The organism is Halomonas sp. AOP12-B1-6 (assembly GCF_052379225.1).
GTDB lineage: Bacteria > Pseudomonadota > Gammaproteobacteria > Pseudomonadales > Halomonadaceae > Vreelandella > Vreelandella casei.
Map to the genome: position 1 here is coordinate 897772 of NZ_JBQSYK010000001.1, position 13394 is coordinate 911165.

Annotated in this window: 17 protein-coding genes; 6 read left to right on the forward strand and 11 right to left on the reverse strand. The window is 51.6% G+C overall.

All coding sequences use genetic code 11. The features are described 5' to 3' along the window. Positions 1 to 29 precede the first annotated feature (29 nt). Positions 30 to 641 (forward strand): DNA-3-methyladenine glycosylase, encoded by a 612-nt coding sequence (locus ACT3TR_RS03990; RefSeq protein WP_444624472.1) that lies wholly within the window; start codon positions 30 to 32, stop codon positions 639 to 641. On the opposite strand, the gene ACT3TR_RS03995 is transcribed toward ACT3TR_RS03990, so the two are convergent. Continuing rightward, complete coding sequence (locus ACT3TR_RS03995; RefSeq protein ID WP_444624471.1) at positions 638 to 1513, reverse strand: NAD-dependent protein deacetylase; 876 nt, start codon at positions 1511 to 1513, stop codon at positions 638 to 640. The genes ACT3TR_RS03990 and ACT3TR_RS03995 overlap by 4 nt on opposite strands. A 106-nt stretch (positions 1514 to 1619) precedes the next feature. Between ACT3TR_RS03995 and ACT3TR_RS04000 the strand changes: the two genes are divergently transcribed. Beyond that, entirely contained in the window at positions 1620 to 2792 is a 1173-nt protein-coding gene (locus ACT3TR_RS04000) for a UbiH/UbiF/VisC/COQ6 family ubiquinone biosynthesis hydroxylase (protein WP_444624470.1), read from the forward strand. A gap of 42 nt (positions 2793 to 2834) precedes the next feature. Here the strand turns inward: ACT3TR_RS04000 and ACT3TR_RS04005 are convergent, their stop codons facing one another. Together ACT3TR_RS04005 and ACT3TR_RS04010 are read right to left on the reverse strand one after the other, a co-directional pair. Next, positions 2835 to 3386 (reverse strand): hypothetical protein, encoded by a 552-nt coding sequence (locus ACT3TR_RS04005; RefSeq protein WP_444624469.1) that lies wholly within the window; start codon positions 3384 to 3386, stop codon positions 2835 to 2837. A gap of 194 nt (positions 3387 to 3580) precedes the next feature. Beyond that, positions 3581 to 4510 carry an alpha/beta fold hydrolase gene (locus ACT3TR_RS04010; protein WP_444624468.1) on the reverse strand — a complete coding sequence of 310 codons (930 nt, stop codon included), beginning with the start codon at positions 4508 to 4510 and terminating at the stop codon, positions 3581 to 3583. 92 nt (positions 4511 to 4602) lie between these two features. Here ACT3TR_RS04010 and ACT3TR_RS04015 point away from each other — a divergent pair, with 92 nt between their 5' ends. Continuing rightward, positions 4603 to 5187 carry a CGNR zinc finger domain-containing protein gene (locus ACT3TR_RS04015; RefSeq protein WP_444624467.1) on the forward strand — a complete coding sequence of 195 codons (585 nt, stop codon included), beginning with the start codon at positions 4603 to 4605 and terminating at the stop codon, positions 5185 to 5187. Positions 5188 to 5202: 15 nt separating this feature from the next. Here the strand turns inward: ACT3TR_RS04015 and ACT3TR_RS04020 are convergent, their stop codons facing one another. After that, positions 5203 to 5850 carry a glutathione S-transferase gene (locus ACT3TR_RS04020; protein ID WP_444624466.1) on the reverse strand — a complete coding sequence of 216 codons (648 nt, stop codon included), beginning with the start codon at positions 5848 to 5850 and terminating at the stop codon, positions 5203 to 5205. 310 nt (positions 5851 to 6160) lie between these two features. Between ACT3TR_RS04020 and ACT3TR_RS04025 the strand changes: the two genes are divergently transcribed. Then, a complete protein-coding gene (locus ACT3TR_RS04025; protein ID WP_441684380.1) occupies positions 6161 to 6583 on the forward strand; it encodes a hypothetical protein in 423 nt (140 codons plus the stop codon). A gap of 40 nt (positions 6584 to 6623) precedes the next feature. Here the strand turns inward: ACT3TR_RS04025 and ACT3TR_RS04030 are convergent, their stop codons facing one another. Continuing rightward, positions 6624 to 7586, reverse strand: coding sequence for a ribonuclease Z (locus ACT3TR_RS04030; protein ID WP_096282023.1), 963 nt, complete (start codon positions 7584 to 7586; stop codon positions 6624 to 6626). A gap of 171 nt (positions 7587 to 7757) precedes the next feature. Between ACT3TR_RS04030 and ACT3TR_RS04035 the strand changes: the two genes are divergently transcribed. Both ACT3TR_RS04035 and ACT3TR_RS04040 read left to right on the forward strand, forming a co-directional pair. After that, positions 7758 to 8507 carry an iron-containing alcohol dehydrogenase gene (locus ACT3TR_RS04035; RefSeq protein WP_444624465.1) on the forward strand — a complete coding sequence of 250 codons (750 nt, stop codon included), beginning with the start codon at positions 7758 to 7760 and terminating at the stop codon, positions 8505 to 8507. Continuing rightward, the gene (locus ACT3TR_RS04040) at positions 8470 to 8886 is read left to right on the forward strand and encodes a hypothetical protein (RefSeq protein WP_444624464.1); all 417 of its coding nucleotides are present in this window, start codon (positions 8470 to 8472) and stop codon (positions 8884 to 8886) included. The genes ACT3TR_RS04035 and ACT3TR_RS04040 overlap by 38 nt, the downstream gene beginning before the upstream one ends. A gap of 149 nt (positions 8887 to 9035) precedes the next feature. Here ACT3TR_RS04040 and ACT3TR_RS04045 read toward each other — a convergent pair whose 3' ends face one another. From ACT3TR_RS04045 to ACT3TR_RS04070, 6 genes are all read right to left on the reverse strand, one after another. Further along, the gene (locus ACT3TR_RS04045) at positions 9036 to 9452 is read right to left on the reverse strand and encodes a lysozyme inhibitor LprI family protein (RefSeq protein ID WP_096282025.1); all 417 of its coding nucleotides are present in this window, start codon (positions 9450 to 9452) and stop codon (positions 9036 to 9038) included. Positions 9453 to 9670: 218 nt separating this feature from the next. Then, positions 9671 to 10075: a hypothetical protein gene (locus tag ACT3TR_RS04050; RefSeq protein WP_444624463.1), complete on the reverse strand. Its 405-nt coding sequence runs from the start codon at positions 10073 to 10075 to the stop codon at positions 9671 to 9673. A 108-nt stretch (positions 10076 to 10183) separates the two neighbouring features. Further along, positions 10184 to 10549, reverse strand: coding sequence for a hypothetical protein (locus ACT3TR_RS04055; protein WP_444624462.1), 366 nt, complete (start codon positions 10547 to 10549; stop codon positions 10184 to 10186). Positions 10550 to 10658: 109 nt separating this feature from the next. Beyond that, positions 10659 to 11480 carry a hypothetical protein gene (locus ACT3TR_RS04060; RefSeq protein ID WP_444624461.1) on the reverse strand — a complete coding sequence of 274 codons (822 nt, stop codon included), beginning with the start codon at positions 11478 to 11480 and terminating at the stop codon, positions 10659 to 10661. A gap of 494 nt (positions 11481 to 11974) precedes the next feature. Then, positions 11975 to 12685 carry a hypothetical protein gene (locus tag ACT3TR_RS04065; protein ID WP_444624460.1) on the reverse strand — a complete coding sequence of 237 codons (711 nt, stop codon included), beginning with the start codon at positions 12683 to 12685 and terminating at the stop codon, positions 11975 to 11977. Positions 12686 to 12741: 56 nt separating this feature from the next. Continuing rightward, positions 12742 to 13308 (reverse strand): hypothetical protein, encoded by a 567-nt coding sequence (locus ACT3TR_RS04070; RefSeq protein WP_444624459.1) that lies wholly within the window; start codon positions 13306 to 13308, stop codon positions 12742 to 12744. Positions 13309 to 13394 lie beyond the last annotated feature (86 nt).

The window sequence follows — 13394 nt, forward strand, 5'->3', positions numbered from 1 at the left end:
AGTTAACGCCGACATGAAGTTGTTAGAAAATGCCTAATGCTAAACAGAACGTGCTAACGCCGCTCACACGGGATTTTTATAACCGCGACACGCTAGAGGTCGCAAGAGACCTGCTCGGCTGCTGGCTGGTGCGTGAGATTAACGGCGAGCAGATGGCCGCGAGGATTGTTGAAACCGAGGCCTATTGTGGGGCTGAAGACTCCGCCTGCCATGCCCACCGCCGCCGCTCACCGCGCACGGAAGCGATGTTCGGGCCACCCGGCCACGCCTATGTGTATCTTGTTTATGGCATGCACTGGCTGCTGAACGTAGTGACGGAGCCGGAAGATTCGCCCTGCGCGGTATTGATTCGCGCGGTGGAACCCACCGCTAACGAGAACGCCATGCGCGCTATCCGCCAGGCAACCGGTAAACAGCTGAGCAATGGCCCTGGCAAGCTCACTCGCGCGCTCAGCATTACTAAAGCGCTGTATGGCCATGATATGACCCAGCGCGATCAGCTCTGGATTAGCGCCGCGTCGCATCACGAGCCCGTTGCTACCGGCCCACGGGTGGGTATTGATTACGCCAAGCCAGAGCACCGCGATGCCCCCTGGCGCCTCTGGCTGGCAGATAATCCGTGGGTATCGAAAGCGCGCTAGTGCTCTCCAACTGACAAAGCGGGCTGCAAACAACGAACCGCCTGTTCAAGTACCGGCGTTAATGGCGCACGCCACTGATGCGTTAACAGCGCATCTGCACGAGTGACCCCCAGTGACAGCGACGCCAGCGGGATGCCCTGCTCATAGGCAGCGCAGCAGAAACGATAGCCGGAAAACACCATCAACGAGGTGCCCACCGCCAGCACGGCATCGGCCTTCGCCATAGCCGCCTGTGCCGCTAACCGCCGCGACGCGGGCACCACATCGCCATAAAACACCACGTCAGGCTTTAAGATGCCACGACAGCGCGGGCAGTCGAAAACACGAAAGGCGCTGAAGTCCGTTTCTAGATCAGCGTCGCCATCCGGCGCGTGACCGGCTTGCAAATCGGCAAACGCTGGATTCATGCACGCCATTTCAGCATGCATCGCATGACGCATCATTTGATAATCACACGCCATGCACTTCACCATATCCGCGCGGCCATGCAGGTCGATGACGCGGCGCGAGCCTGCACGCTGATGCAAGCGGTCAACGTTTTGCGTCACCAGCTGCTGGATGTACCCTTGCGCTTCCAGCGCGGCTAGCGCCCGGTGTGCACCGCTGGTTTGCGCTTCACGTAGCGCCCTGAACCCGATCAGCGCACGCGCCCAATAGCGCTGACGCACGCCGTGAAACGTCATAAAGTCACCGTGCTGTACCGGCGGCGGTCGCTTCCACTGCCCCAGCGCATCGCGATAGTCCGGAATGCCGCTGTCGGTACTCACGCCGGCACCGGTAATCACCCACAGCTTGGGGTGCTGCTGTATAAAGTCAGCTAGCTCTTTGCCCGACTGGGCAACGTTTTCTGCAATGTCCACGGCCTGCGTCAATCCTTCACCTCTAGGCAATGTTGCTCAAATTCAACGATACTGTATAGCAACAGCGGGCCACGCAACTCGCCCTTGAACAGTTATTGTGCACCCAGGAGAGACTCTTATGCAGCATGATCATGACATTATTATTGTCGGTGGCGGCATGGTGGGCGCGGCATTAGCAGCACGCTTAGGCCATACGGGGCTAAGCGTTGGGCTAGTGGAGCAAGGCGATGCGCCCACCGCGCCCAGCGGCGACTATGACCTGCGCATCTCATCACTCAATGCGCGCTCGCTGGCCTTTATCAAGGCAAGCGGTACCGCTCTGCCGCAAGAGCGCAGCTGCCCTTTTCGCCATATTGATGTCGCCAATCAGGACGGCACCGGCCATTCGCTGTTTTCCGCTGAAGAGAGCGGTATGGAAGACTTCGGCATCTTTATCGAAAACCAAACGCTGCAGTACGCGCTATGGCAGCGGCTGGAACAGCTGCCTAGCGTTAGCTGCTACACCCACTGCGCGCCGATTAGCACAGGAACGGCCAGCAATGCCCGCACGCTGGAGCTAGATAACGGCACAATCCTTAGCGCGCGCTTAATTGTCGGTGCTGACGGTGCGAATTCTACGCTGCGTGCGCTGGCAGGCATTAGCGTGACAAGCTACGACTATCATCAGCGCGCGATGATCATTAACGTAGAAACCGAGCTGCCCCAGCAAGACGTTAGCTGGCAGGTTTTCACCCCCACCGGCCCGCTCGCGATGCTGCCCTTACCCGGCCAGCGCGCCTCGTTGGTGTGGTACGACAGAGACGAAACCACCAAAGCCCGCGAACAGTTAGACGATGACGCGCTAAAAACGGCAATTGAAACGGCCTTTCCCAAACGGCTAGGCGGAATTACTCGCATCGTGGCACGGGCAAGCTTCCCCATTAAGCGCCAACACGCGCAGCGCTATATTGGCACACGCTTAGCGCTGATTGGCGATGCGGCGCACGTGGTGCATCCACTGGCGGGGCAAGGTTTAAACATCGGCCTGCACGACGCCGACACGCTGGCCGAGATCATCATCAAAGGCCGCGACGCTGGCGACTCGATCAACCTGCTCCGCTTTGAGTGCCAGCGCCGCGTGGCCAATCAAGCCATGATCGCTGCTACTGACAGCTTTCATCACCTGTTTACCGGCGCCAAGCCCCTGCGCCAACTAGGTGATTTAAGCCTGCAGATTGCCGAACGTTTCCCGCTGGCCAAGCGCATGATGATGCAGCAAGCCAACGGGCTGAATCCGTTTAAAATGCGCTAAACCGCATGATGGAAGATTAAAAGCGCAGCCATCAATGTCTGCCTATTCCACATCGTAGGAAAAAGTCTCTATGCCGCTCGAATAGCCGTCGAAGTTGGAGTGGCATGCCGCAAAATACAGCTCAGCGGCGCTTTCCATGGCACCGGGCACGGCGGTCTCGGAGCTTAAAATTAATGCTTCCCCAGAAACTGACGGTGCCGTGTGTGAGCATGTCACATTGACAACCTCGGGCTCTACGTTCCAATTGATCGCGACGCCATCGGGTGACGTGGGGGAATCCTCTCCGTCCTTAAGCCTTGAGTCACCGTTAAGCAGCGTTACTTCCAGTGTTTGCTCTGTCTCTGAAGTGCTAATGGACTTAACGGAAAGCCATTTATTCCAAGCGCAGCCGCCCATTCGACAACTACTCAGCGTGACCTTTCCCTTGGGTTTAAGAAGTGGGGAATAGAGTTCGTTGACGTTGGCTGGCGAAGAGGATTCAGCCCCAGCTTGAGCACCTTCAGCCGGTGCGGAGACTTGCTGGTTGGGAGTCGATTGATTACAGCCAGCAAGTAAAACGATCAAAGCGAATGCAGCAGTTCGGATAGGGAACATATTTTTCTCTATATATAAAAGACGCTAACAATGATTATACGCAAGGCAACATAATCTCAATCAGCGTATCAGCATGCGCATTAATTGAGCTGCTGATAGGACTCTATCTCATTGTTTTAGTTCTAGGAAAATAACGTTCCGGCGGCTTCGTGCGGGCGCCGCCTTGGCCATTGCCGCCCAGTGGGGAACAGTGATTACTTGTCATCTGATGATATTTGCAGATGATCATCTAAAAACGCACAAATCACCGGGATAATGACATTGCCATGGGTTTCCAAGGCAAAATGCCCCGTGTCGTAAAAGCGAATGTCCGCCTGAGGAATATCTCGCTTCCAGGCTTTTGCTCCCGGCGGTAGAAAGAAGGGATCATGCTTTCCCCATACCGCGAGCAAGGGCGGCTGATACTCGCGGAAGTAGGCCTGAAATTCAGGATACTTGGCAACATTGGTGGCGTAGTCCAACAATAAGTCGAGCTGAATATCCGCCATCCCCGGCTGGGATATCTGAGCCCCTTCCAGCGTATAGGCATCCGGTGCTACAGCACTTGTATCGCTAACGCCCTCCACGTGCTGCCATTTGATTGACGCCGGCGTCGGAAAGTCGCTAAGGGCTTCACGATTCGCCTTGGAAGGATCGTTCCAATACGCCCGGATAGGCTCCCACCCTTTTGAAAGTCCCTCCTCATAAGCATTGCCGTTTTGCGAAATGATGGCAGTGATTTTTGACGGATGAGCCACCGCCAGACGCCAGCCCACAGGTGCACCATAATCGTGAACGGCAATAGCGTAGCGATCGATCTTCAACTGCTCGGTAAATTGATCAATCGTCTTGGTTAGGTTGGCAAAGGTGTACTCGTACTGCCCCCTTGGTGGTGATTGAGTGAAGCCAAAGGCGGGTAAATCCGGTGCCACTACGTGATATCGATGGGCAAGCGCCTCAATCACATCGCGCCACATATACGAGGACGCAGCGAATCCGTGCAGCAACAACACTGTCGGTGCCGCCCGATCACCCGCTTCACGATAGAAGATGTCGACATCACCCACTTTCTCGAAACGATAGTGAACCTGCCCAGCCTTGGCTGTGAGTGCTTCCTGCGTATTAGTCATATTTTCAGATGTCATGGACAAACCCCTAGATAACCATTAATAACTATTTTTGCAGGTTATTCAAAACAATAGTAACCTGTCAACATAGAAATTAAAGGTTACTAGACATGCCGTCAGAAATTGCCCCACCGTTTATCGCAAGCAATCTCGCCCTCGACTTTATGAACACCCAATTTGGCGTAGCAGACGAGCGCCAAGAATGCCTGGACGATGACAGCAGTGTCGTTGCGTGGCTTCAACAGGCGGGCGTGTTGGACGAATACCGTGAAAGCCCACCATCGGGGATAGCGCAACTTGCTAGAGAATTACGCAACAACATGCGGGACCTTCTTACCTCTGCCCAGCAGGGCCGAGCCGCGGACCCCGCCGTGGTAAATCATGTACTTGAGCGGGGCTACCCCGTTGAGAAGATCGAATGGCAGTCAACAGCGTCGGTATTTCAAAAAAAAACCTATCAGCGCAACATGGAAAGCGAGAGCCTGTTGCAGCCTGTCGCACGGGCGTTGGTTCAGCTGCTTACCGAGGCAGACTTGCAGCTCGTTAAACAGTGCGAAGCCTCGGACTGCGTTCTTCTGTTCCACGATCAAACAAAATCTCACCGGCGCCGCTGGTGCAGCATGGCGTCTTGCGGAAACAGAATGAAAGCGGCCGTGCATCGCGCTAGAAAGAGAGAGAAAGCCGACAAGAAGTAACAGATGGCACTTTGTTTAAGAAGGGAAAACCACCACGTCATCCTCCTCTTGCCATGGCTGAAACTTGGTCATGGCCTGCAGAAAGAATGCGTGCTCCAACCAGTTTTCTAACCACCGCTGTAGGTGCGGGTAAGGTAGGCTGTAAAAAACATCGCGATCCACATGGGCGAATTGGCGGACAAAAGGCATGATGCCAATATCGGCAATGGTCGCGTTATCCCCCAGAAGATAAGGCTTTTGAGTCAGCAACGTCTCTAGCACCTGTAAAAAAGCCTCACCCCGTTGCCGGTACTCCGTCTGGGTCATTTCGAGATGACGGTCGGCATATTTATAACGATCCAGCCAATGTTTAAATTCATTATCGTTTTGCTCGATCAAAGCGTTGGCCTGAGTCAAAACCTCTGCGTCTAACAGCCCTTGCGGATCTTGTTGCTCAAGCGCCCACACCATTATTTCTCGGCTTTCCTCGATCACAGTACCATCAAAAAGCTGTAAAACAGGCACAGTGCCTTTCGGACTAATCGCTAGCATCTGGGCCGGTTTGTTTTTCAATATTATTTCCCGCAGCTCGACCTGCAACTCAGCAAACAATAAGCCGAGACGGGCACGCATGGCATAGGGACAGCGACGAAAAGAGTACAGGCGATGAAGTGAGGGCGTCATGGGTATTTTTCGCAGTTGAATCGAGATCTGTAGACTCAGCGTCTCTGATTATTCTAAACATGATGATGAGCTTTGGATAACACTCAAGGCAAGCGCTAAGCTTTGCGGTAACGTAGGAGTCACGAAGCAGTGAAGAGACGGTCCGACAGCAGCGACTAGTTAAATTGCGATCGTTCATATTCCAGACCATGTCATATCCGGAGAATGATTATGGTAACCAATAACCTTGGTGAGTTTATTCGTGTACCAGGGCTTCGAGTAGAAAATTGAATTTAAGACGGCCATTCAACCACAGCAGGTACCACTACCCATGATCAAAACAGCGTTAGCCCTAAGCACAATCATACTCATCAGCGGGTGCAGCAGTGAGAGCGAACCCCCTGCATCAAGTGCCTCTACTTCAGATACTGCAACCGAGCAAAGCCAGCCCGATTATGAGACTACCGATCAATGGGTCGGCCGTTGGACTGGGGTCGAAGGGCTATTTCTGGAAATCAGCAAGGACGAGCCTGCAGGCCCCGGCCATTATCTACTTGAGATGCAGTACGGCCTGGATGCCGAGCAAAGCGGAACGTTTGAAGGCCAAGCTACAGACGAAGGCATTAGCTTTAGCCGCGATGACGGTCAACAGCTGCTCCGCGCGGGGGATGGCGAAGCCACCGGCATGAAGTGGCTAGCGGAAAAAGAAGACTGCCTGGTAGTAGCAACAGGTGAAGGCTATTGCCGCGACTGATCTGTCGGCGATTCTTCAAGGGGCGGTGCGATGAAATCGATTATTCGCCCGCCACTTCAGAAAAGTGACCCGATTTATCGAGCGTGTACTCGCCAAAATCCTGCGCTAGATAAAGCGAGCCCGAATAGACGCTCTGAGCCTCCGCTCTGATGTCCTCAATGGAAGGCGACGCATGGGGGCTGGGCTGATAACGGGGGCTGAAGTGCGTCAGCACTAGGTTGGGAAGCTGTACCGTTTCAGCAAACGCGGCGACAAGCTTGGCGTAGCTATGCCCGACATCACCGGCCTTCTGGGCCATCTCTTCGGTGTAGGTGGCTTCGTGTACCAGCACCTGGGCATCTTCGCAGGCATCTACAAGCAGTTCAGGCCGGTCGTTGTCCCCAGCGATCACCACCTTCCTTGGCTTGTTCTTGAAGATTAAGTAGTCATGGCTTTTAAGCCGTTCACCCGCGAACTCAACATCAAACCCTTGCTTCAACTGCCCCCACAACGGCCCTCTCGGAATCCCCTTTTGCGCTAATTTCTCAATATCCAAGGCAGCGTCGATCTTTCGCTCCGTAAACCCATAGGCATAGGACGCCACCCGGTGTGAAAGCCTGAAGGTGGCCACCGCCATGTTCTCAAACTCAACGCTGGGCAGCTCATCCGAGGCGATAAAATCCACGGCGAAGGGCAAGCAAAGCTGCGTGACCTCACAGGTAGCCTCCAACCAGGCTTTGATGCCTGCGGGCGCCACAATGGTAAGCGGTTCTTCCCGGCCACCCATGGCCGCACTCGCCAGTATGCCCGGCAGCCCATAGCAGTGGTCGCCGTGCACATGAGTAATCAAGATGGCTTTCAGTGAATGGAACGATAGTTTCGTGTGCAACACTTGATGCTGGGTGCCTTCGCCACAATCAATTAAGTACCAGCCCTTCCCTTTACTCTCTCGCAAAGCGACGCCGGAGACGTTTCGGGCTTTAGTGGGTACACCGGCGGAGGTTCCCAGAAACAGTATGTTCATATCTTGTTTATACTCTGTTATTCGTAATCGCTTGTGCACACGCGTGGGGCCAAGGCGCTGGGCCAGTTAGCTAAGTTAACATGCACAGGCGTCAAATCATCGCAGTCGCGTCAGTGGCATAAGTGACTACACTGATCATGCAACTCATTCTATGTATAGGAAATATCTGCCATGGAAGCCACGAACGAGAAAGTCTTTATCAGCCCTGCCCGCTATGTTCAGGGTGAAGGTGTAACCGCACGCGCCGGTCACTATATCTCGGCACTCGGGAAAACGGCGCTGCTTATTGCCGACGACGTTGTCTGGAAAATTGCAGGCAAGGAGCTCAGCGCTAGCCTGGAAGGCGAAGGCGTGAGTTTCGAGCGCGCGGTGTTCGAAGGTGAGGCTTCTAACCGCGAAATTGACCGTCTCGTTGAGCTTGGCCGCAAGCAGCAAGCGAAAGTCATCATTGGCTTTGGTGGCGGTAAAACAATCGACACCGCTAAAGGCGTGGCCGAAAAGCTAGGCGCGGCCTGTGCCATACTGCCCACGACCGCCTCCACCGATGCGCCCACCAGCGCCCTATCGGTCATCTACAGCGACGATGGCGAGTTCGAATCCTATCGCTTCTACAGCAAGAACCCCGACCTGGTGCTGGTAGATACCGGCATCATCTGTAAGGCGCCGCCGCGCTTTTTGCGCCTCTGGCATTGCCGATGCGATGGCCACCTGGGTCGAGGCGCGCGCCGCCATTCGCGCCAACGCCAACAACATGGCGGGCGGCAAAGCCACCCTGCTGGGCGCGACCATTGGCCAGAAGTGCGAGGAGATTCTATTCGAGCACGCCATGCTGGCCTATCAGGCCAACCAAGCACAAATCGTCACGCCCTCGTTCGAGGCGGTGGTGGAAGCCAATACCCTGCTCAGCGGTTTAGGCTTTGAAAGCGGCGGCTTGGCCGCAGCACACGCTATCCATAACGGCTTTACCGCCCTGCACGGCGAGATTCACAACCTAACCCACGGCGAAAAAGTGGCGTACGGCACGCTTGCGCAGCTGATTCTCGACCAAACGCCACAGGCGGAGCTTGAAGAGTATCTGGATCTCTACCTCGCGCTGGGCCTGCCGGTGACCTTGAAAGCACTCAAACTTGACCAGGCAAGCGAAGAAGATCTTTATCGTGTAGCCGAGGCGGCACTGAAGGAAGGCGAATCAAGCCATAATCTGGCGTATGAGCTGACGCCGCGGCAGATCGTCCACGCTATTAAAGCGGTGGATGTGCATGCGCGAGCGTTTATGGAAAAAGTTGGCCTGAGCGAGTAAGGCCTGAAAGGCGGAGTGCTTCGGCGCTCCGCCCTGGTTGTACTTTCCCAGCCGCTACAAGCCACCTCAAACACATAAACCAGCGCATAGTAAAAATGCCATGCGCTTTGAATCCCTCTTAAAAGATTGTTATGTCCATGATCAAAGCTTTACTCAACATCTGGTTCCGGTAAAACAGGGGGCGTACTGTCCATATACGTTAGGAAGTCTTCCCAGATGTCATGCGTTCGCTGTTTCGTTAACCGGGTACGACACGTAATTCCCATGACGCCTCGAATGGTCCCATCGCGCCATTGCGTATAGACAGAGCCGCAATGGGCAGCGGCATACGCCTGCCACTGCTTTTGAGCCACTTTGATAGCATCGACTAACACAGGGTCAACCGCGTTATGTTCAACGCTCGTTTCCAGATAGTGGGTGAGGTCATCCTCGGCGACCTCTAACTCGATAGCCGCGCACCGATTGGTCTCAAGCGTATTCATTATATTATTGCAATCAAGCTCCTCGTCGTCAGCAACGGCTGATAACGACATGGCAGCAAGAACTAATAGTAAACACTTTTTCATTTTTTCCCCGAAAGCACATAACGTACTGGCTAAGCTGCCGCAGCATAGCGCTACGAGAAGAACTTGTTGGGCTAATTTTTCACGTTTCCGTAGCAGTGGTTACTGTGCACATGGGTAATCAAGATGAATTTCGCCGCATTTTCGACTGGTTTGGAACCCAGCGGAAAACCAGTCCGGCAACATGTGCTTTTCACAGCCAAAGGCTAATTATAATTTAATTATTCTGGGCATGGCGTGCTTTCCCCTGGATTAAGAATGACTTCGTATTGAGTCTGAAAGTCATTGCCGCTATTCCACATTGTAGTGTGTGTTTCAAAACCTTCTTTTACGACGCACCAATTCCAGAAAAACACCTGCGAACCGTGAATCATAAGAGATTCAGCGCGCCACTCCTTAATTTTTGGAAAGCTTGCCTCACCTCTATAACTGGTTTTATCCATCATCCTGCTTTGTTCAAAACCATAAGGATAATAGCTCGATATTAAATATACCCAAGCATCCTGGATGGGCTTTCCTCCCCCATCTGTTACGAGAATTTCAGCCTCCGGCTGAAGAGTCTTGTTTATTGGGTAAACCACACAGCCTGATAGCAGTAGAGTAATCGCTAGTATTAGTAGTTTCATATTTGATTAGCTATAACGTTTTACTTAAGGGGCGACCGGAGCCGCAGGCGAAGGGAACCACAAGCGGAGCTTGTGGCTCCCTCTCGACGAAATTATTAGGCGAATGGGTTACCACTTATTGAACTCAGCGTTAGGTATTTGCAATGCGGACAAGGATGGCACTGACGACTGAACCAACGCAATACACTCCTTAAGCGACAAGATTGCTTGAAGTGAGCCGCGCTTGTCTCTGACAATAAAGTCGATGAGAACAGAGCCATCCCCATTGACGTAGAACTGCAAGGTTTCATCAAACTGATCAATTAGCCCGAGATGATTTCCGGGGTGGTTCAACACTCCATTCATTAACGCCTTTATCTCAGGAAGATCGTGATATGACTGATCTTCCGGCATTCCGAGACCGAAACCTTCGGGGCGCATATCTTCAAAAAACAACACAAACCCGGGGCGATTTTTTTCAGGCCATTCCGCCATTGCTGATGCTCCTTTCTGTCACCTAACGCCCGAATTTGCGGCTGATTTGGAGCGCAGCGGAAAGCAGTCCGACAACATGCGCTTGTCAGGTGATTTGCCACGCTCGTAGCTAAAGATATTTCCCAAAATATTCACCTACCGCCTTATGACAATATTTGTCTTCACCTCGCCAATATTCAACAAAAACCCAGTCATTCCTACCTTTAACGGGTCGATCGTAGCTGCCAGGCTTTAACACACCAATACTGGCTAAAATTTCAATTAATACCTGTCTTTCCGCTTTACTAGACTTTATGACACCAGCCAACCTTTTTTCCAGGGCACTAGGATAATCTGATGGTTCCGAGAACTCGATGGTTTTCAATATTTCCTTGAAACAATTAATATCTTCATCATCAGGTTCAGGGATATCTGTATTTACAAATTGGTTTAAGTCAAAGTACGTGTACAAGATATCACCATGGCGGACACCACCCCATTTAATACGCTCAAAATTCAATACGTTTATATCAGTGTCATCATAGTTCTGACGGCCCACTACCCCGTATTGGCAATCCCTGCACACCCCGCAGGTATAAGAGTGTGAAGTGGGCTTCCCATCAGTATATGAAGTACCGGAGATAACTGATGTATATTTATGCACTGGTATTTTTTTGGCAATTGAATACGAAGATAAAGAAGACCTCCAGTCCAAACGGCGAGATGTCAGGCTACTTAAAAAACCTTTAGCAATTTTCTCTCGTGATATTTCACTGACCAAATTTTCAATAGCTTCTATGCACGCATCATGAGAAATTGAAATTGGATCAAACATTAAACCTTGTGACTTAGCGTACTCAAAGTTGTCACCAGATAGGACTCTATCTTTGGAGTCAATCCATCCATTCTTCCAGTAGGTGGAGAATAATATTTTCTTCGCTTTCTTATCCATACTCGATTTTTTCACCTAATGCCAAGCTAAGTGGCGCCGCTTGTGGCGTCCTTGCTTGAGCTTTTTGTTAAGGTTTTGTACGGCCAATATCGCTTAGATGATAGAAAACTAAGTACGGTCGACCAGAAAATTATTGCAAGCAACAAAATGCTACCAAAAACGCCTGAAGCACCACCGCTAGGGAAAACAAGATGCATTGGCAAATAGTCGATTAGCCCCACCCCAAGAAGCCCCGGGGCTATAATTATGTACCCCGGTATTGCTGATACCATACCTATAGCATTTGCTTCATACGCTGATGAAACAAATGAACCAGCTAGAACAAACAGGCAGCCAATCATTACCAACACTATGCCGGAAGCAATTCCGATTAGAATTCGCATTTCTTCCTCGATAAACCTTACGCCTGAGCTCAGTTGACGCCGGAGCGGCCGAAGACCGCGGAGGGAACCCAAAGCGCGGCAGCGCTTTGGGCGGTCAACTGCAGCTCCTCGTTAGGCCTTCTCCCTTTCTTCAATTAATCCAGATTCAAATGCCATAGAAAATATTAGCATTACACTCTCTTCGAGCATTTCCCAGTTTTTTTCTGGGTACCAAGCCTTCAAATTTAGTAACATCCAACGTACAAAACCTAAGCCTAAATACATTCTGAGTTTCATGCAGTTGATGGAATTTTCTGTATAGCGGGAAAACACGTCCACTTCGGCATGGTCAGATTTGGGAGTCAAGCTCAGTAATCCATTTACTTGAAAACATGAAAAATGAGCTATCTCCGACAAAGCGCCATAGATATGACCTGCTTGACCTTCGATTGCTGAGCGAATATTCGGTGTTTTCCCTTCCAAGTCACGCACACAATGAGTATTTAATTCTTCAAGCCTTGCTAAGCTCTCCAGCTGCTTTCGGAGCAGTACAAACGACTCAACTAGATTTCCGTCGAGGATGAGATCATTTAATAGTAAATGTGTTTTTATAAAAGATGCTGAAACACACAGCTGATACTCGATATTTTCCGAAATATCTTCAATAGGTTCGTTAGCTTCATTATAGATCAATGCAATAGCGCCATCTAAACAGCATCTAAGGTCTACTAGCTCCTTCGACTCAGTCCTTGTGAAGGTTTCACGATGACAGCTTTGCGATTCCATAATTTGTCCGCCAAGCTGACCAAGGTGTTCAAATAGCGATTCCACAGTGTTCTTCATATTCCGCCTAACGCTTGCAGCAGGGGCGCGACGTCAGGAGCCTCCGCCTGCACTGGTTATAGATTTTCAGCTTCCAGCCGGGAAGCCATGGATAAAGCGATATCGATATAAGCCTCAACTGGCATCCCTTTCACACCGAACTCCTCTGTGTGTGCGGCTTCATTCCGGAGCCTTCGAAGCTGATCAAACTGATGAAATTCGTTTTTGGTTAAGACCTCATCTTTTAGGAGCTTCTGCAAATGTAGAGGACTCTTGGCATACCGGCTCTCAAGATCCGGATATATTCGTGCAGCCTTTTTCGCGGCGGCCACTTCAACCATACGAAAAGCCTCAAGAACAGCGGATCTTGGTGATATCTCTGCTAACCGCGACAAGAAACTGACTTGATCCTGATATTCGTCTGTCTGCTCGACTTCATTGTTTTGAATTCCTTGAGCCTGCCTTTCTTGCACCAGCTCAGTGACACCCTCGGTAAATTCAATCTCGGTTTCTTTGTGTCTAAACTTTTTTAAACGAGGAAGTAGGTCCGTAATTTTGTCTCGCAACAGAAAGACGACGAAGACTGCCACTGCTGGCCAAGCTAGGAAATCGATTATCTGTGCGAAAAACGTCTTCCAATCCATGCTCACCTATCCATAACGCTAAAATTAAGCGGCGGCCCGACAGGGGCGTCCGGTGGACGGCCGCAGGCCAGGAACGAGCTTGAATG

Bases quoted from the DNA above. Each gene is read 5' to 3' on its own strand.
- ACT3TR_RS03990 (WP_444624472.1), top strand. From the start codon at position 30: ATGCCTAATGCTAAACAGAACGTGCTAACGCCGCTCACACGGGATTTT.
- ACT3TR_RS04000 (WP_444624470.1), top strand. From the start codon at position 1,620: ATGCAGCATGATCATGACATTATTATTGTCGGTGGCGGCATGGTGGGC.
- ACT3TR_RS04005 (WP_444624469.1), bottom strand. From the start codon at position 3,386: ATGTTCCCTATCCGAACTGCTGCATTCGCTTTGATCGTTTTACTTGCT.
- ACT3TR_RS04010 (WP_444624468.1), bottom strand. From the start codon at position 4,510: ATGACATCTGAAAATATGACTAATACGCAGGAAGCACTCACAGCCAAG.
- ACT3TR_RS04015 (WP_444624467.1), top strand. From the start codon at position 4,603: ATGCCGTCAGAAATTGCCCCACCGTTTATCGCAAGCAATCTCGCCCTC.
- ACT3TR_RS04020 (WP_444624466.1), bottom strand. From the start codon at position 5,850: ATGACGCCCTCACTTCATCGCCTGTACTCTTTTCGTCGCTGTCCCTAT.
- ACT3TR_RS04025 (WP_441684380.1), top strand. From the start codon at position 6,161: ATGATCAAAACAGCGTTAGCCCTAAGCACAATCATACTCATCAGCGGG.
- ACT3TR_RS04030 (WP_096282023.1), bottom strand. From the start codon at position 7,586: ATGAACATACTGTTTCTGGGAACCTCCGCCGGTGTACCCACTAAAGCC.
- ACT3TR_RS04035 (WP_444624465.1), top strand. From the start codon at position 7,758: ATGGAAGCCACGAACGAGAAAGTCTTTATCAGCCCTGCCCGCTATGTT.
- ACT3TR_RS04045 (WP_096282025.1), bottom strand. From the start codon at position 9,452: ATGAAAAAGTGTTTACTATTAGTTCTTGCTGCCATGTCGTTATCAGCC.
- ACT3TR_RS04050 (WP_444624463.1), bottom strand. From the start codon at position 10,075: ATGAAACTACTAATACTAGCGATTACTCTACTGCTATCAGGCTGTGTG.
- ACT3TR_RS04055 (WP_444624462.1), bottom strand. From the start codon at position 10,549: ATGGCGGAATGGCCTGAAAAAAATCGCCCCGGGTTTGTGTTGTTTTTT.
- ACT3TR_RS04060 (WP_444624461.1), bottom strand. From the start codon at position 11,480: ATGGATAAGAAAGCGAAGAAAATATTATTCTCCACCTACTGGAAGAAT.
- ACT3TR_RS04065 (WP_444624460.1), bottom strand. From the start codon at position 12,685: ATGAAGAACACTGTGGAATCGCTATTTGAACACCTTGGTCAGCTTGGC.
- ACT3TR_RS04070 (WP_444624459.1), bottom strand. From the start codon at position 13,308: ATGGATTGGAAGACGTTTTTCGCACAGATAATCGATTTCCTAGCTTGG.